The 16,988-nt window shown below is 63.0% G+C and carries 20 protein-coding genes; 15 read left to right on the top strand and 5 right to left on the bottom strand.

What is annotated here, in order from left to right:
- The first annotated feature begins 212 nt into the window (after positions 1-212).
- From ACZ5TH_RS09440 to yihA, 9 genes are all read left to right on the top strand, one after another.
- The gene (locus tag ACZ5TH_RS09440; protein WP_464793729.1) at positions 213-2,840 is read left to right on the top strand and encodes an Rne/Rng family ribonuclease; all 2,628 of its coding nucleotides are present in this window, start codon (positions 213-215) and stop codon (positions 2,838-2,840) included.
- A 13-nt stretch (positions 2,841-2,853) separates the two neighbouring features.
- Positions 2,854-2,985, top strand: a complete 132-nt coding sequence (locus ACZ5TH_RS09445) for a hypothetical protein (RefSeq protein ID WP_464793730.1) — start codon at positions 2,854-2,856, stop codon at positions 2,983-2,985.
- A complete protein-coding gene (locus ACZ5TH_RS09450) occupies positions 2,985-4,334 on the top strand; it encodes a M48 family metalloprotease (protein WP_464795087.1) in 1,350 nt (449 codons plus the stop codon). Before ACZ5TH_RS09445 ends, ACZ5TH_RS09450 begins: the two co-directional genes overlap by 1 nt.
- Positions 4,331-5,101 (top strand): DsbA family protein, encoded by a 771-nt coding sequence (locus tag ACZ5TH_RS09455; protein WP_449474159.1) that lies wholly within the window; start codon positions 4,331-4,333, stop codon positions 5,099-5,101. Before ACZ5TH_RS09450 ends, ACZ5TH_RS09455 begins: the two co-directional genes overlap by 4 nt.
- A 266-nt stretch (positions 5,102-5,367) precedes the next feature.
- A complete protein-coding gene (gene rpmH / locus ACZ5TH_RS09460; RefSeq protein WP_013848777.1) occupies positions 5,368-5,502 on the top strand; it encodes a 50S ribosomal protein L34 in 135 nt (44 codons plus the stop codon).
- A 32-nt stretch (positions 5,503-5,534) separates the two neighbouring features.
- Positions 5,535-5,915, top strand: coding sequence for a ribonuclease P protein component (gene rnpA, locus ACZ5TH_RS09465; protein WP_464793731.1), 381 nt, complete (start codon positions 5,535-5,537; stop codon positions 5,913-5,915).
- Positions 5,916-5,917: 2 nt separating this feature from the next.
- On the top strand, positions 5,918-6,130 hold the full coding sequence (gene yidD / locus ACZ5TH_RS09470) for a membrane protein insertion efficiency factor YidD (protein WP_066526720.1): 213 nt from the start codon (positions 5,918-5,920) through the stop codon (positions 6,128-6,130).
- A 36-nt stretch (positions 6,131-6,166) separates the two neighbouring features.
- A complete protein-coding gene (gene yidC / locus ACZ5TH_RS09475) occupies positions 6,167-7,867 on the top strand; it encodes a membrane protein insertase YidC (protein WP_464793732.1) in 1,701 nt (566 codons plus the stop codon).
- Positions 7,868-7,880: 13 nt separating this feature from the next.
- The gene (yihA, locus tag ACZ5TH_RS09480) at positions 7,881-8,528 is read left to right on the top strand and encodes a ribosome biogenesis GTP-binding protein YihA/YsxC (protein ID WP_460986789.1); all 648 of its coding nucleotides are present in this window, start codon (positions 7,881-7,883) and stop codon (positions 8,526-8,528) included.
- 84 nt (positions 8,529-8,612) lie between these two features.
- On the opposite strand, the gene ACZ5TH_RS09485 is transcribed toward yihA, so the two are convergent.
- Positions 8,613-9,170: a 2'-5' RNA ligase family protein gene (locus tag ACZ5TH_RS09485; protein WP_464793733.1), complete on the bottom strand. Its 558-nt coding sequence runs from the start codon at positions 9,168-9,170 to the stop codon at positions 8,613-8,615.
- Positions 9,171-9,285: 115 nt separating this feature from the next.
- On the opposite strand from ACZ5TH_RS09485, the gene ACZ5TH_RS09490 reads away from it, so the two are divergent.
- From ACZ5TH_RS09490 to ACZ5TH_RS09505, 4 genes are all read left to right on the top strand, one after another.
- Positions 9,286-9,720, top strand: coding sequence for a pyridoxamine 5'-phosphate oxidase family protein (locus tag ACZ5TH_RS09490; protein ID WP_464793734.1), 435 nt, complete (start codon positions 9,286-9,288; stop codon positions 9,718-9,720).
- On the top strand, positions 9,698-10,156 hold the full coding sequence (locus ACZ5TH_RS09495; protein ID WP_464793735.1) for a DoxX family protein: 459 nt from the start codon (positions 9,698-9,700) through the stop codon (positions 10,154-10,156). Before ACZ5TH_RS09490 ends, ACZ5TH_RS09495 begins: the two co-directional genes overlap by 23 nt.
- A 64-nt stretch (positions 10,157-10,220) precedes the next feature.
- A complete protein-coding gene (locus ACZ5TH_RS09500; RefSeq protein WP_464793736.1) occupies positions 10,221-12,269 on the top strand; it encodes a carbon starvation CstA family protein in 2,049 nt (682 codons plus the stop codon).
- Complete coding sequence (locus tag ACZ5TH_RS09505) at positions 12,266-12,451, top strand: YbdD/YjiX family protein (RefSeq protein WP_464793737.1); 186 nt, start codon at positions 12,266-12,268, stop codon at positions 12,449-12,451. The genes ACZ5TH_RS09500 and ACZ5TH_RS09505 overlap by 4 nt, the downstream gene beginning before the upstream one ends.
- 9 nt (positions 12,452-12,460) lie before the next feature.
- Here ACZ5TH_RS09505 and ACZ5TH_RS09510 read toward each other — a convergent pair whose 3' ends face one another.
- Positions 12,461-13,378 carry an XdhC family protein gene (locus ACZ5TH_RS09510; RefSeq protein ID WP_464793738.1) on the bottom strand — a complete coding sequence of 306 codons (918 nt, stop codon included), beginning with the start codon at positions 13,376-13,378 and terminating at the stop codon, positions 12,461-12,463.
- A 51-nt stretch (positions 13,379-13,429) separates the two neighbouring features.
- Positions 13,430-14,101 (bottom strand): S24 family peptidase, encoded by a 672-nt coding sequence (locus ACZ5TH_RS09515; RefSeq protein WP_464793739.1) that lies wholly within the window; start codon positions 14,099-14,101, stop codon positions 13,430-13,432.
- A 115-nt stretch (positions 14,102-14,216) separates the two neighbouring features.
- Here ACZ5TH_RS09515 and ACZ5TH_RS09520 point away from each other — a divergent pair, with 115 nt between their 5' ends.
- Positions 14,217-14,402, top strand: a complete 186-nt coding sequence (locus ACZ5TH_RS09520) for a hypothetical protein (protein WP_097092364.1) — start codon at positions 14,217-14,219, stop codon at positions 14,400-14,402.
- Entirely contained in the window at positions 14,399-14,770 is a 372-nt protein-coding gene (locus ACZ5TH_RS09525; RefSeq protein WP_464793740.1) for a hypothetical protein, read from the top strand. The genes ACZ5TH_RS09520 and ACZ5TH_RS09525 overlap by 4 nt, the downstream gene beginning before the upstream one ends.
- Before the next feature lie 10 nt (positions 14,771-14,780).
- Here the strand turns inward: ACZ5TH_RS09525 and ACZ5TH_RS09530 are convergent, their stop codons facing one another.
- Positions 14,781-15,638 carry a hypothetical protein gene (locus tag ACZ5TH_RS09530; RefSeq protein WP_464793741.1) on the bottom strand — a complete coding sequence of 286 codons (858 nt, stop codon included), beginning with the start codon at positions 15,636-15,638 and terminating at the stop codon, positions 14,781-14,783.
- An 8-nt stretch (positions 15,639-15,646) separates the two neighbouring features.
- A complete protein-coding gene (locus ACZ5TH_RS09535) occupies positions 15,647-16,876 on the bottom strand; it encodes a TIGR04063 family PEP-CTERM/XrtA system glycosyltransferase (protein ID WP_464793742.1) in 1,230 nt (409 codons plus the stop codon).
- Positions 16,877-16,988 lie beyond the last annotated feature (112 nt).

Raw genomic sequence — 16,988 nt, forward strand, 5'->3', positions numbered from 1 at the left:
TTCCACGCTGAGCCCGATAGCGGGCGATGCGGCGTGGATGGAGCGGACCGGCGATTTGCCCGGCCCTGCCGATGCAGCAGAAGCGCAGTTTTTCCTGTCAAACCGGACGATAGCAACACCCGCGCCGCTGGCGGCGCGACTGCATTCGTCCCTTCACTATCGCGTGGCAGCCCGGCCCAGTGCCGCAGGCCGCCTTCGCCGGAGAATAATAAATGACAATGCGTATGCTGATCGATGCGCGCCACCGGGAAGAGACCCGGGTCGCGGTCGTCAAAGGTAACCGGATCGAGGAGTTTGATTTCGAATCGGCCGAGCACAAGCAGCTCAAAGGCAATATCTACCTCGCCAAGGTTACTCGTGTAGAACCCTCGCTCCAGGCGGCGTTCGTCGATTATGGCGGCAATCGCCACGGCTTCCTGGCGTTCAGCGAAATCCATCCCGATTATTACCAGATTCCGCGCGAAGACCGCGAGGCGCTGCTGCGCGAAGAGCGCGAGCATGCCGAGGAAGAGGCCGCGCTGCGTGCCGATTTCGAGGATGACGATGATCATCATGGCGATGATGGGCTGGAGCTGGTCGAAGCCACGCATCATGAAGAGGATGAGGGCGAAGCCGCCGAAAGCGGTGAAGGCGCTGCAAAGGGTGGCCGTCGGAAACGCGGTGGCGATGAAGCCGCCGACGAACTGCGCCGCAAGCGCATGGCTCTGCGCCGCCGCTACAAGATTCAGGACGTCATCAAGCGCCGTCAGGTGCTGCTGGTGCAGGTCGTCAAGGAAGAGCGCGGCAACAAGGGCGCGGCCCTTACCACCTATCTGTCGCTGGCCGGTCGCTATTGCGTGTTGATGCCCAACACATCGCATGGCGGCGGGATTTCGCGCAAGATCAGCAACGCCGCCGATCGCAAGCGGCTGAAGACGATCGTCGCGGAGATGAACCTGCCCTCGACCATGGGCTGCATCGTCCGCACCGCTGGCCTTCAGCGCACCAAGCCGGAGATCAAGCGCGACTTCGACTATCTGGCCCGCCTGTGGGACGAGATTCGCGAAAAGACGCTGAAGTCCGAAGCGCCCGCGCTGATCCACAATGACAGCGACCTCATCAAGCGCGCGATCCGCGATATCTACAACAAGGATATCGAAGAGGTCATCGTTGAGGGCGAATATGGCTATAAGGCCGCCAAGGACTTCATGAAGCTGCTGATGCCCAGCCATGCGCGCCGGGTGCAGCAATATGCCGACGCCGTGTCGTTGTTCCAGCGGGCAGGCGTCGAGGATCAGCTGGCGGCGATGTACAATCCGGTCGTGCAGCTGAAATCGGGTGGCTACCTCGTCATCAACCCGACCGAAGCCTTGGTATCGATCGACATCAACTCCGGCCGGTCGACGCGTGAGCATGGCATCGAGCAGACCGCCGTCGCCACCAACCTTGAGGCGGCGCGCGAAATCGCTCGCCAGTTGCGCCTGCGCGACATGGCAGGTCTAGTCGTCATCGACTTTATCGACATGGAGATGAACTCCAACATCCGTAAGGTCGAGAAGGCGATGAAGGAGGCGCTGAAGGACGATCGCGCCCGTATTCAGGTCGGCCGCATCTCCGGCTTTGGCCTGATGGAAATGAGCCGCCAGCGCCTGCGCACCGGCGTGCTGGAAGCATCGACCCGCCAGTGCCCGCATTGCGAAGGCACCGGCCTTGTCCGCACGGCGTCGTCGGCGGGCCTATCGGCACTGCGCATGCTGGAAGAGGAAGCGGCGCGTGGTCGCGGCAACCTGGTCACGCTGCGCGCAAGCCAGGAAGCAGCCTTCTATGTCCTCAACAACAAGCGCCGCGAGCTGGACGAGATCGAGCAGCGCTATGGCGTGACGATCGCCATCCTGCCCGATGGCGAGGTCGAAGGCGCGCGCATGTCGGTGGAAGCCAGCGGCCCGCGTCCGGAACGGGTGGTGAGCTATGCTCCGATCGTCGAGGAAGAGGACGACCTCGATATCGTCGAGGAGCTGGAAGAAGAGGAAATCGAGGAAGTCGAGGCCGCTGAGCGCGAAGAGCGCGGCGACCGGGGCGAGGATCGCGAAGGCGGCCGCCGTCGTCGTCGCCGTCGTCGCCGTCGTGGCGGCCAGCGTGATGAGCATCACGCCGAGGGTGAAGCGGAAGCTGCCGCTGGTTCCGGCGACGAAACTGGCGAAGAAGCCGAATCGGCTGACGAAGAGAGCGAAGAACAGGCTGTCGACACCCATGGCGAAGGCGAAGAGGCCGGTCGCCGTCGTGGCCGTCGCGGTCGCCGGGGCGGACGCCGTCGTCGCGAGGGCGAAGCGGTTGCCGACGAGGCTGCGAACGAAGCCGTCGAGGCTTCCGAGCCCACCGCTGTTGAGGCTGTGGCCGAGACGGTAGCAGAAGCAGCGCCTGAAGCGCCCGCGGAGGAAGAGGCGCCAAAGACGCGCCGTCGCCCCCGTGCTCGCAAGGCAAAGGAAGCCGTAGAAGCGCCCGTGGAGGCCCCCGAGGCTCCGGTCGAAGCGGCGGCCGAGGAAGCGCCCGCCAAGCCCAAGCGCACGCGGCGCAAGAAGGCAGAGGCCGCTCCCGAAGCGCCTGCCGAACCGGTTGTGAGCGTGGAACCGGAAGCCGAGGCACCCGCCAAGCCCAAGCGCACGCGGCGCAAGAAGGTTGAGGCCATTGCCCAGGACGCGGCGGAGGCTCCCGCGATCGCAGGAGCCGTCGCGCCGGAAGCTGGCGCACCAGCAGCAGCTCCTGCTGGTGAGAGCGCGGTCTCGACGGCTGATGGCGAAGAGACGAACGACGACGAGAGCGCACCGCGCCGTGGATGGTGGCAGCGCACCTTCGGTCAGTAAGGACGTCCGCCCGATGAGCAACGCCGCCGCCTTGCCGGTTTTCCGGAAAGGTGGCGGCGTTCTCGCTTCAGGCGAAGTTCATGGCGATGCTGGCAGGCGGGCGGACATGCTGCGTTCTTACCTGCTCCATGGTGATCGGCCATGATGCGCCGCTGGCTGCGCGCCGCCGCGATTGCTGCTGCGTCGCTGGCATTCATCGTCCAGCCCGCGCTGGCGCAACAGATTCTGCGCGACGCCGAAACCGAAGCTTTCATGGCGGACATGTCGGGGCCGCTCGTCAGCGCGGCGGGGATGGAACCGCGCAATGTCCAGGTGCTGGTTCTCAACGATCCGGAAATCAACGCCTTCGTCGCGGGCGGACAATATGTCTGGGTTCATAGCGGCCTGATCGCCGCCGCAGACAATGTGAACCAGCTGCAAGGGGTCGTCGCGCACGAACTCGGCCATATCGAGGGCGGCCATATCATCCGGTCCTCGGAAGGCATGAAGGCGGCGACCGGCATCACCCTGCTCAGCCTTGTCCTGGGCGCCGCTGCGATTGCGGCAGGCGGCGCGGAAGCGGGCATGGGCATATTGGGCATGGGCCAGCAAGCGGCGATGGGCAAATATCTCGCCTTTTCGCGCGCGCAGGAAAGCTCGGCCGACCTTGCCGGTGCGCGCTATTTGAGCAAGGCGGGCTTATCGGGCAAGGGCAGCCTGGAATTCTTCAAGAAGTTACAGAACCAGGAATATCGTCTCGCGATCCCGCAGGAGGATAGCTACGGCCGCACGCATCCGCTGTCCGGCGAACGCATCAATGTTCTGCGGGAAGTGTATACGGTCGATCCCGCTTGGGACAAACCGATCGATCCGAAGCTGGAAGCCCGGTTCGAACGCATCAAGGCCAAGCTGGTCGGCTTCGTTTCCGAACCCACGCAAACGCTGATCAAATATCCCGAGAGTGATCAGTCTCTCCCTGCGCATTATGCGCGCGCTTACGCGTGGCATAAAAGCGCCTATCCCGACAAGTCGATCGCCGAGGTGAACGCCCTTCTGACAGCGCAGCCGCATGACCCTTATTTCCTGGAACTCAAGGGTCAGGTGCTGCTGGAAAGCGGCAAGCCCGCCGACGCCATCCCCCCGCTGCGCGAGGCCGTGCAACTGACGCAGCAGCCCTTGATCGCCACGATGCTGGGCCATGCGCTCATCGCTACGGAGGATGACAAGAACTTCGCCGAAGCCGAACAGGTGCTGCGTAATGCTGTGGCGCGCGACCGGGAAAATCCCTTCGCCTGGTATCAGCTCGGCGTCGTCTATGAACGGCGTGGTGACACGCCCCGCGCGGCGCTGGCCACGGCGGAACGCTATGCCCTGATGGGCGACGACCAGATGGCGCTGCGCAGCGCGGACGCGGCCATGCAGGGATTGAAGCCCGGCACGGTTGACTATCTGCGGGCACAGGATATCGCCATGGTCTCCCGCGCAGCCGTCGAGCAGAAGCGAAAGAAGAAATGACCGAAACCTCTCGACCCGGCATTCGCGCCGCTCTTTCCAACAGGACCATCCAGATGACCATTGGCGCCCTCGCCTTCATCGCGGCCACTGCCGCTGGCGCGGCTCTAGGCATGCAGAGTAGCGGCAGCGTCGCCGCCGGAGACAAGGCCGCGATCGAGAAGATCGTGCGCGACTATATTCTGGAGCATCCGGAAATCATTCCCGAAGCGGTCGAGCGGCTGCAGGCGAAACGCGTGTCGGACAGCATCGGCGAAAGCCGCAAGGCGATCGAAACACCCTATGCGGGCGCGTGGGAAGGCGCGGCCAACGGGGATGTCACGGTGGTCGAATTCTTCGATTACGCATGCGGCTATTGCCGCGCGTCCCTGCCCGACCTCGCCAAGCTGGTGGGCGAGGACAAGGGGGTGAAGGTCGTCTATCGTGAATTGCCGATCCTGTCCGACGAGAGCGCCGATGCGGCCAAGGTGTCGCTGCTGGCGGCGGAAAAGGGCCAGTATATGCCTTTCCATCGGGCGCTGTATGCGAGCGGGAAGGTCACGCGAGACACCATATTGGGCGCCGCCGCCAAGGTCGGGATAGACGGCAAGGCTGCGGAGGCGGCCATGGCCAACAGCAAATATGATGGTGAAATCCAGTCGAACATCGCGCTGGCGCAAAAGCTGCGCGCTACGGGGACGCCGACCTTCGTCGTAGGTGATCAGGTGCTGAACGGCGCGGTCGGTTATGATGCGCTCAAGCAAGCGGTAGCGGCGGTACGGGCGAAGTAGTGGGCGACCTTCTCCCTCTCCCCTTCAGGGGAGAGGGTGCCGAGCGTAGCGAAGGCGGGAGAGGGGAACGCACAGCACATCCGTTGCCCCCCTCTCCCTAGCCCTCTCCCCTGAAGGGGAGAGGGAACATGTTGAGCATATCCCTCCTCCTCCGCCATTGACTCATCTACAGCTTTTGCCTATCGGACGCCCCCTGACATGCGGTCGCCCATCGGCGGCCCTTTTTTGTCACGCCCGATTTTGACGTTTTGCTTGAGGAATGAACGATGAAGCGCACCTATCAGCCGAGCAATCTGGTTCGGAAGCGCCGTCACGGTTTCCGCGCTCGCATGGCGACCCCCGGCGGCCGCAATGTGATCCGCGCCCGCCGTTCGCGGGGCCGCAAGAGCCTGAGCGCCTGAACGACGCGCCGCCGGATCGCGCGCCAGCCATGATGAGGCGGCGCGCTGATTTTCTGGCGGCGAATCGTGGGCGGCGCGCGCCGATGCCGGGCTTTGTCCTGCTGGTGCGCGAACGTGGCGATGGCGATCCGGCGATGCGTATCGGCATCACGGTTACGAAAAAGATTGGCGGCGCTGTCATCCGCAACCGGATGAAGCGCCGTTTTCGCGTCTTGGCGCGGGATTTGTTGCCTATCCACGGAGTCGCGGGCGCGGACCATGTGCTGATCGGCCGTTCCGAAGGTATCGAGCGCGACTTTGCGTTGCTCCGGTCGGAACTGGAAAAGGCTCTGGGCAAGGTGATGAGCCGCCCTGCTGGCACCCATCGAGGGCCTCCGCGAAAGAAACCTTCCCGCGAACAGGGCGCTCAGTAGCAATGATCGCTCGTCTGCTTATCCTGATTGCGCGCTTCTGGCAGCTTGGCCCTTCGCGCATATTGCCCCCCAGCTGCCGTTATGCGCCGTCCTGTTCGCAATATGCCATAGAAGCCATCCGCAAATATGGTGCGGTGAAGGGTAGCTGGCTCGCCACGAAGCGGCTAATGCGATGCCATCCTTGGGGCGGTTCGGGCTACGACCCGGTCCCCTGATACGAATTTTCACAAGACACGGCGGAGCCGACAAGCGTGGACGACAAGAAGAATATTGTTCTGGCGGTGCTACTGACCGCAGCGATCCTGTTCGGCTGGCCCTATATTGCCAAGCATTTCTTCCCTGCCGCGAACCCGCCCGCGACGAAGATCGAAGGGGGCAAGACCACGCCGGTGGCGCAGGGATCAAGCCCGGTAGCGAGCAGTCCATCCGCGACTCGTGATCGCACGCTGGTTCTGAAAGAAAGCCCGCGCGTCGCGATCCGCACGCCCAAGCTGATCGGCTCCATCAACCTGAAGGGCGCGCGCATCGACGATATCGTGCTGCCTACCTATGGCGAAACGATAGCGAAAAATTCGCCCGCGATCCGGCTCTACAGCCCTTCGGGCACGAGCGACGCCTTTTTTGCTGGCTTCGGCTGGCAAGGCGAAGGGTTGAAGGCCCCTGACGCGAACACCGTATGGACGTCCGATGCGAAGGAACTGACCCCGACCAACCCCGTGACCCTGCGGTGGGACAATGGTGCGGGCCAGGCCTTCGAAATCCGCCTGTCGGTGGATGATAATTACATGATCACCGCGCAGCAGAAGGTCGTGAACAGCGGCACTGGCGTGGTCGGGGTGAAGCCTTATGGTTACATCAACCGCACCGGCATCCCCAAGGACCCGGACACCTGGACCATCCATGTCGGCCCGATGGGCGTGTTCAACGGCGCTGCCAACTATGATGTGAACTACAAAGACCTGAACAAGGGTCCTTCCAGCCAGAGCTTCCAGTCCACAGGCGGCTGGCTGGGCTTCACCGACAAATATTGGCTGTCGGCACTGGTCCCCGACCAGAAGGCAGCATTTGAGGGTCAATTCCGTAAGGGTGCCGGCACGCAATATCAGGCCGACTACAGCCTGGCTCCGACCATGCTGGCGCCGGGCAAGGCCGTCACCCAGACGGTGCGCCTGTTCGTGGGCGCGAAGGAAGTGAAGACGCTCGAAGCCTATCAGGATGCGGGCATTCCGCTGTTCGACCGGGCTATCGACTGGGGCTGGTTCTACTGGTTCGAAAAGCCGATCTTCGCGCTGCTGCACTGGCTGTTCGAACATATCGGCAATTTCGGCGTGGCCATCATCTGCCTGACCTTCGTGGTCCGCGCGCTGATGTTCCCCGTCGCCCAGCGCCAGTTCGCCAGCATGGCGGCGATGCGCGCGGTGCAGCCCAAGATGAAGGCGTTGCAGGAGAAGTATAAGGACGACAAGCCCAAGCTCCAGCAGGAGATGATGGAGCTGTACAAGCGCGAGAAGGTGAACCCGCTCGCCGGCTGTCTGCCCATCTTCATCCAGATCCCGATCTTCTTCGCGCTGTACAAGGTGTTGCAGCTGACGATCGAAATGCGTCATCAGCCCTTCGTGCTGTGGATCAAGGATCTGTCCGCGCCCGATCCGCTGCATATTCTCAACCTGTTCGGCCTGCTGCCCTTCACCCCGCCGTCCTTCCTGGCGATCGGCGTGCTGGCGCTGCTGCTGGGCATTTCGATGTGGCTGCAGTTCAAGCTGAATCCGGCTCAGATGGACCCGATGCAGCAGCAGATCTTCTCAATCATGCCGTGGATGATGATGTTCATCATGGCGCCGTTTGCTGCGGGCCTGCTGGTCTACTGGATCACCAACAATTGCCTGTCGATGCTGCAGCAGTGGTGGCTCTACAAGCGCCACCCCGTGCTGAACGCGGCTCCGGCGAAATAAGGCGGATATCCCAGTGGACGAGCAGGAACAGGCAGAGTTGATCGAAGAAGCGCGCAAGGTGTTCGCCGGGCCGATCACCTTTCTCAAGTCAGCGCCGGATTTGAAGTTCCTGCCCGACATGTCGGTCAATGAAGTGGCGTTCGCGGGCCGATCGAACGTCGGCAAATCGTCCCTGCTGAACGCGCTGACGGGCCGCAACGGGCTTGCCCGCACGTCGAACACGCCGGGACGGACGCAGGAACTGAACTTTTTCGATGTCGGCGACCCGCTGCGCTTTCGCCTCGTCGACATGCCTGGTTATGGCTATGCCCGCGCGCCCAAGGATATGGTGCGCCAGTGGCGTTTCCTGGTGAACGACTATCTGCGCGGGCGGGCGAAGCTGAAGCGCGCACTCGTCCTGATCGACAGTCGGCATGGCATCAAGGATGTCGATAATGAGATTTTCGACATGCTGGACGCGGCGGCCGTCAGTTATCGCATCGTCCTGACCAAAGCGGACAAGGTAAAGGCCAGCCATCTCGCCGAAGTGATCCAGGCGACTGGCGATGCCGTCCGGAAACGGCCCGCTGCCCATCCCGAGATTATCCCGACCTCAAGCGAAAAGGGCATGGGCATAGCGGAACTTCGGGCGGCCGTTCTAGCGAGTGTCACCGAAGGGTGAGGTCTCTGTTAAAGCGGAGCAGCAGGCGCCCCCCTTCCGCTGACGCATTAAGCTATCCCATTCGCCAAACAGCCAAGGCCGGGATCAGAACAGTTCATATTGCCCGTCTCCTTTAAGCGTCCAGGTGCCAAGAATATCGTGCCGGGTGCGGCCCACATGGCTGCAAACCAGGACAAACTGGTCGAGCGACCACAGGAAGCCGTCGATACTTTGCTGCGCCGGAGGGCCATCCCTGTAGAATAGCGTCTGGTGCGGGCTGAAGGTCCAGCCGGGGCGCAAGGCCACGCCTGCCCCCCGTATCGCGTCGATGATCGACTTCTGTAATTGATTGAGCAGCGGCAGGGATCGCGAAGGGCGCAGGGCGGCGGAGCGATTGCTGAAGCTTAGTCGGTCGAGCCTCATGTCAAAAGGTTCAGCTTCAACCGTAGTCCCTGCCCGCAACAACGCCTTGATCACCGCATAGGGATATTCGACATAGTCGGCGGTCACGGCCAGCGTGACATGCTGATGCTCCGGCCGGATGCGGCGCTCCCCGCCGCCCAGTGTCTCGGCCAAATGATCGGTCTGCCGCGCGATGATGGTGGACGGCTTCAGCGCGAAAAAGAGACGATATTTGATGTCGGCGCGCATGTCATGGCGCATGGCTGATCCTTTCGAGTCGGTATGTTCACTATATGTTCCTATGGCGCTGATAGCGAGTCCTGGGAGCCGATCCGCCATTGGGACGTTGGGCATGGTCTCAACCAAGGAGTGTCCGATGGCCCACCTCTCGCTGCCGCAGCTCGCGAAGAAGATGAAGGATATCGACTTCGCCATGCTTTCCACTCGCGCTGAAGGTGGCCAGATCGCCGCACGGCCGATGAGCAACAATCGCGACGTCGATTATGATGGTGACAGCTATTATTTCACCACCGACAACACCGTCATGGTCCACGATATCGAGCGCGACCCGAAGGTTGGCTTGGCGTTTCAGGGTTCGGCCGGGTTGTTGAAGCAGCGGCCACTATTCGTGGCGATAGAAGGACGCGCCGATCTTGTCCGTGACAAGGCGGCATTCAAGGCGCATTGGAACAGCGATCTTGACCGCTGGTTCGATGAAGGCATCGACACGCCGGGGCTCGTGATGATCAAGGTCGGCGCGGAACGGGCGCATTATTGGGATGGAGAGGATGAAGGGGAGGTCCAGCTCTGATCTTGACGGATGGACGGGCAAGCGAGATCGCTTCAGGACGGCGTCACGCTGGATATTGTCCCTATTTTATCTGATCGCGGGCGTCGCCCATCTGACCCGGCCCGGCGGCTTCATCGCCATCACGCCAAATTGGGTCCCCCACCCTGCTGACATCATCGCGCTGACCGGCGTGGCGGAAATTGCGGGCGCTGCGGGATTGCATATCCCTAGACTGCGTAGGGCCGCCGGGATCGGCCTTGCCCTTTACGCCCTTTGCGTGTGGCCAGCCAATCTGAACCATGCGCTCAACGATATTCCATTGAGCGGCGTGCATTTGAGCTGGTGGTATCACGGCCCGCGCCTGCTGTTGCAGCCGTTGATCATATGGTGGGCCTTGTGGTCCAGCACGGCAATCGAATGGCCGTTCGGGCGGAAACATGACGTCCCATATCAATGATTGTCTTTGAAATGGGCGGCCCTACTGTGGCGGCCGCGTTCCACGAACAAAGATAGAGAGAGTGATGACCCGGCACATCCCCTGGATCCTGACGGCCATAGTCGGGGCGATCGCTCTGTCAGTGGTTGCGATATCCCGGGGCGAGGCGGTCAATGCGCTCTGGATCGTCGTTGCAGCGGTCAGCAGCTTCCTGGTCGCCTATCGCTATTACGCGCTCTACATTGCGCGGCATGTGATGCGGCTCGATCCTGCACGGCCCACGCCCGCGCTAAGGCGAGCGGACGGGCTTGATTATGTCGCGACCGACCGCGTGGTCCTGTTCGGCCATCATTTCGCGGCGATCGCGGGTGCTGGTCCTCTGGTGGGGCCAGTCCTTGCCGCGCAGATGGGGTATCTGCCCGGCACCATCTGGATCATCGCGGGCGTGGTGCTGGCGGGCGCGGTGCAGGATTTCATGGTCCTGTTCATTTCCATGCGCCGCGACGGCAAGTCGCTGGGCGAGCTTATCCGCATGGAAATGGGGCAGGCCGCAGGGACGATCGCGCTGTTCGGCGCCTTCATGATCATGGTGATCATCCTGGCCGTGCTGGCGCTGATCGTGGTGAAGGCGCTAGCGGAAAGCCCTTGGGGCATGTTCACCGTTGCCGCCACGATGCCGCTTGCCCTGCTGATGGGCGCCTATACACGCTGGATACGGCCGGGGCGGATTGGCGAGGTGTCGCTGATCGGCCTCATCGGCCTGCTGGCGGCGATCATTTATGGGCAATCCATCGCGCAATCGCCGCTATGGGGGCCGGTCTTCACCTTCACGCCGGTGCAATTGTGCTGGATACTGATCGGCTATGGCGCGGTGGCATCGGTGTTGCCGGTCTGGCTGCTGCTGGCGCCGCGCGACTATCTGTCGACCTTTCTCAAGATCGGGGCGATCGCCGCACTTGCCATCGGCATCGTCATCATGGCGCCGCCGCTCAAAATGCATGCCGTGACGCAGTTCGTGAACGGCAATGGCCCGGTCTGGTCGGGCGGGCTCTTCCCCTTCCTGTTCATCACCATCGCCTGTGGCGCGGTATCGGGATTTCACGCCCTGATCGCCAGCGGCACGACACCCAAGCTGATCGCGAGCGAGGGCGATGCGCCGCTGATCGGCTATGGCGCGATGCTGATGGAGGCGTTCGTCGCGATCATGGCGCTGGTGGGCGCGTCGATCCTCGATCCCGGCATTTATTTCACGATGAACAGCCCGGCGGCGGTGATTGGCGCCGACGCGAGCAGCGCGGCCGCCGCCGTCACCGCGATGGGCTTCCCTATTACCCCCGACCTGATCGCGCAAACCGCCAAGGATGTAGGCGAACATACGATCATTTCGCGCACAGGCGGCGCGCCAACGCTGGCCGTAGCCATGGCGGAAATCTTTTCCCATGTGATCGGCGGCCCAGCGATGAAAGCCTTCTGGTATCATTTCGCCATATTGTTCGAGGCGCTGTTCATCCTGACGGCGGTTGACGCAGGCACGCGCGCGGGCCGTTTCATGTTGCAGGACCTGATCGGGCTGGCCATGCCCCGCTTCAAGGATTCAGCGGGTATCGTGCCGGGGCTGGTGGCCACCGCGCTGACGGTTTCGGCCTGGGGCTTCTTCCTTTATCAGGGCGTCACGGACCCGCTGGGCGGCGTGAACACGCTATGGCCAGTGTTTGGCATCTCCAACCAGATGCTGGCGGCGATCGCGCTGATGCTGGCGACGGTGGTATTGTTCCGGATGAAGCGGAACCGCTATGCCTGGGTGACGATGATCCCGACCGCCTGGCTGCTGGTCTGCACATTGTCGGCCGGACTGCTGAAGCTGTTTTCGGCCGATGCGAAGGTCGGCTTCCTGGCGCATGCGGCGAAATTCTCGGCAGCGGCGAACGAGGGCAAGTTGCTTAGCCCTGCCAAGTCGATGGCCGAAATGCAGCAGATCGTCTTCAACGACCGGGTGGACGCCGGACTGGTCGCCATCTTCCTGATGGTGGTGCTTTCGCTGCTGTTCTTCACCGTCCGCACCTGCCTCGCCGCACGTCGGGCCGATGCGCCGACGGCGCGCGAAATCCCCGCCTCTCTGGTGCCAGCGGAATGATCGGCTTGTTCGACAGGGTGCGGCGGATGGCGATGATGATGGTAGGCGTTCCCGACTATGAGGGCTATGCCCGCCACATGCACATGCACCACCCCGGCGAGCCGGTCATGACGCCTACCGAGTTTTTCCGCGAGCGGCAGGAGGCCCGCTATGGCGGGAAAAATGGCGGCAAATGCTGTTGACGACGCCGGTCAGCTACGCGCGTTGAAGCCTGCGATCATGCCCGCTGCGATGGACAGGGCGATCTCAGCCGCCCCTACGGCCCCGATGTCGAGCCCCGCCGGGCCGTCTATTCGCTCAAGTTTCTCTGCGGAAAAGCCCATTGCCGACAGGCGCTCCAACCGCGCGGCATGGCTCTTTCGCGACCCCAGCGCAGCGACATAGCCGGTCGGCGCGCGCAGGGCAGCGACCAGAGCCGGATCGTCGATCTTGATATCATGGCTGAGCGTCACAATTGCCGTCGCTTCGCCGGGGCGGCGCGCCGCGATCGCCTCGTCGGGCCACCGGTCGTCCAGCTCGACGCCGGGGAAACGTTCCTCTGTCAGGAAGCGGCCGCGCGGATCGATCACCACGGGTCTGACGCCCATTGCCTGGGCAAGCGCGCATAAGGACTGGGCGATCTGCACCGCGCCCACGATCAGCAACTGGCGCGGCGGATCGTAGCGGTTGTGAAACTGGCCCTCGATCACTGCTTCACGGGTGATGCCTGTACCAAGGTCGGTGGAAAGGATGAGGGACCGCCCCTCATCGCGGGCATCAGCAATCCGGTCGAACAGCGTAGGCGCGAAGCTCCCGTCCTCCACCGGCTGGACCAGCACGCTGATCTCGCCTCCGCAGGGAAGGCCCACGGACCAGGCGTCATCATCGGCAACGCCATAACGTTCGAGATGCGCCGGGCGGCCCGCAATGACCTCCTCCGCCCGTTGCAGGACGTCGGCCTCAACACAACCGCCTGAAATGCTGCCTTCGAAGCGGCCGTCGCGATGGACGATCATGTGGCTGCCGCGCGGCCGGGGGGCCGATCCCCATGTCGATACGACCGTTGCCAGCGCCATGGGCGCGCCACGCCACTCGATCGCCTTGCGTATCACCGCGTCATTGTCGTTCAATCCGGGCCTCCTTGCCCATCGCACATAGGAGGTCGCCGATGCGTCGCCAAGCTAGACCAGCCGCCGCCCCGTCCACACGACCCGGCCGACGATCGCCACCAGCGATGGATCGATGTCCACCCAATCGGGATAATGGACATTGTCGCTGCGCACACTGAACAGTCCTCTGCGTGGCCCCATCGCGATACGCTTCACCATCAGCACGCCGTCCAGTCGCAGCACATATACCCCATCGCGCAGCCGCATCGCGTCGTCATCATGGTCGACCATGATCTCGTCACCATCATTAAGCGTCGGCGCCATCGATTCGCCATCCACCCGGATGATGGAGACTCGTTGAGGCTTCACGCCCAGATGGCGCAACCAGTTCGCGTCGAAAGCCATGACGCCCGCCGCCCGCTCATCATCGTCAAGCGAACCGGGTCCGGCCGACGCCCCGAGCGACAGGCGCGGCACAGGCACCACTGCGGGCAGAGGCCGCGATTTCCTTTCCACCGGGGCCTGGCGCCCCGGCCCACCCAGCAGGTCTTCGGCAACGCCAAAATAGCGGGCCAGCACCCGCCGGTCCTCCTCATCCAGTTTGCGGGGCGTGCCGCGCTTGATGAATTGCTGAACATAGGCCGGATTACGCTTCAGCAGGCGGGATAGATCAGCATAATTCTCCCCCCTCTCGGCAATCAGCCGTTCCAGCACCACGCGCGGATCTTCTCCATTACCGATCATGATTCATCCATAATGATAGGAATTTTCCTAGACAAGTAGGAAATAGGGGGAGAAATAGGAAAACACTTAGGGATTCGCAGGGGGCGAATCGCGTTGATGAGGGAGATTGAACCGCATGCTGATTCGCGCCGTAGAGAAGTTCCTGCGGGACAACGGCATTCCGGCGACACGCTTTGGCCGTGAAAGCGTTCGCGATCCCCGTCTGGTGTTCGACCTGCGTCAAGGTCGCGAACCGGGGGAACGGATCAAGAGACGTATAGAACATTTCATGAACACATATCGCAGGAGCGCGGGTCAATGACAAGTCTGGATCATCTCCGCCAAGGCCGGAAACTGGTCGAAAATGAAGGAAGGCGCCTAAGTGGACAGGACCCCCTGCCCCGACTGCTGGCCCAATTGATCGAGCGTGCAGGCGAACCCGCGAGCATCGAACGCGCCATGAGCCGTCCCTGGGCCAGCGCATTGTTCCAGGGGAGGCGGCACGTCATCACCCTGCGGATAAAGGGACCGGACGCCAAAGATCGACGAGCCCGGTTTGCCGAGGGGCTGGAGGAGGCCGAATGGACGCTGCCCAGACATTTCGTCGCCGACATCATAATTGATGGCGGCAGGTCGGCTTTGGAAGAGGAGTGGATCGAACTGTCGGCGCTGACGATCGAAGATTGGTGAGCGGCAGTCCTCAGCGCGTCCGATCCGCCATGGCTCGCAATGTGCCAAGCGCAGCGCGCAGCGCCTGATCGACATCATCTTCGACTCGATCCCGCACCGGGACCCGCTGTTCGGTCGGCATGTCAGCGATGACACCGTCGGCGGCAGCAGTCCTGGTGCCGCGCACACGATCGGTTAGGCCTTTCTCGAACCGCGCGGTGAGTTCAGCCAGCGAAGGCAAGCTGGGAGCTGGCGGGATGTCGTTGGACAGATCGGCGGGGGCGGGATCGGTGGCAATGACGCTCACCGCTTCAAACGCGGCATCGACCGCTGAATGAATGTCCGGGGCCTCTGCTGGCGTCGGCGCGCCCGGCAAGATTACCGCCTCCGCTTCCGGTTGAGCCGATTCGAACTGTTCACCGCGCGCGGGGCCAATCCGGGGGAAAATCTCCAAGCCGCCAAAGTCGCGGCTCGCAAAGATGGGGGCACGCGCCGGGGCGTCGGGATGCGCGTCGGCGCGGCGCATCAGCGGGCGCGATATTCTGGAGGCTCCCGAGGTCCGGCCGCGAGACAGCCAGTTCAGCTTCGGCAATGCAAAACCCATTTCACTCACTCCTGTAACGCTGCGAGAGCGTCGATCCTTTTTCATCGGCACGGGCGCCACGTTGAAACTTACGAAGCCCATCGCCATCAGCGCGCCGAAGCCTGCGACGAGCAGGCGCGCTTTCAACCCCAATGGCGGCGCGGCGGCAGGCAAGGCTTCGCTTAGCCCGCTCGACGCGACGATTGTCTCGACCAGTCCCACGGGCATCGCCAACAGGATCAGCGCGAACGCCAGCCCTGCCAGCACGGCCGGGGTCATCGCCCTATGAAGTCGAACCGCCGCCATGTTGCAGTTCAGGCGGCGGCGCGAACGCGCGCGATCCGCTGCGCCAGCAACCGCTCATAGACAGGCCCATAACGAAGAATATTTGACGACCAGTTACGCTCCCGCTCGACAAAGGCGCGGGCCGTTGCCCGCCGATCGTCCCAGAAACCACGATCAGCGAACATCTCTGCCAAAGCGGCCGCAATCGCCGCCGGATCGCCGGGCGCGAACAGCGTGCCGGTCACCCCATGCTCAATCAACTCGCGATGACCGCCGACATTAGAGGCAGCCACCAGCCGCCCCTGCGCCATCGCCTCCAGCGGTTTGAGCGGGGTCACAAGGTCGGTGAGCCGCATCGCCTTGCGCGGATAAGCGAGGACATCGACTTGCGCATAATAATCCTCGACCTCATCATGAGGGACGCGCCCTACGAAGACGATATGGTCGGCGAAGGGCGAGGCCGTCGCCTGATCCCGCAGCGCCTGTTCGCGCGGGCCGCCGCCTACCAGCAGCAGCTTGACCTTGGGCCGCGCGCGCACCAGCCGGGGCATCGCGGCGATGAGGTCATCCAGACCTTCATAATCATAGAAGCTGCCGATGAAGCCGACCACGTCGGCGCCCTCAAGCCCCAGCCTTGCGGTAAGCGCCGGATCGCGGCGCACCGGCGTTCCGAATTGCTCCATGTCCACGCCGTTGGGCGAGACGATGATCTTGGCCTGGTCTATCCCGCGCGCGACCAGGTCGCTCCGCAGCCCTTCGCAGATTACCGCGACGGCATCAGCCGCGCGCACCGCATGCGTTTCCAGTTGCCGCGTCAGCCAATAGCGTGGGCTGCCCTCCGTGCCGGTGCCGTTTCCGACGGCTGCATCCTCCCAGAAGGCGCGGATTTCGTAGATCATCGGAATGTCATGCCGCTTGGCCGCGCGTTGCGCCGCCATGGCGTTCAGCACGGGCGAGTGGGCGTGGATTACGTCCGGCCGCCACCGAGCGATCAGCGAATCGATCGCGTCCGCATGCGCCGCGATGTCTCGCCATTCGCGCAGCAACGGATTGCCGGTTGCCGGTGTGCCCGGCGTGCGATGAAAATGAAGGCCGTCCACGACCTCTTCTGCTGGGCCTTTGGCGCCGTGACGCAATCCGGTGATTCCCCGCACATCCCAGCCCTGCGCCATTTGCGCTCGCAGGATCGCACGCGTGCGGAAGGTGTAGCCGCTATGCATCGGCAGGCTGTGATCGAGCACATGGAGTATCCGAGTCATGACGCTTCTTGTGCCGGAAAAGGTTTAACGGCCCGTCAACTCTGCCACGCTAGGGAAAGGCCGTGGCCATGGAAGAACTCTTCGCGCGATGATTGACGCCCTTTCCCTGCTG

The sequence above is a fragment of the Sphingobium sp. TomTYG73 genome, assembly GCF_055394245.1.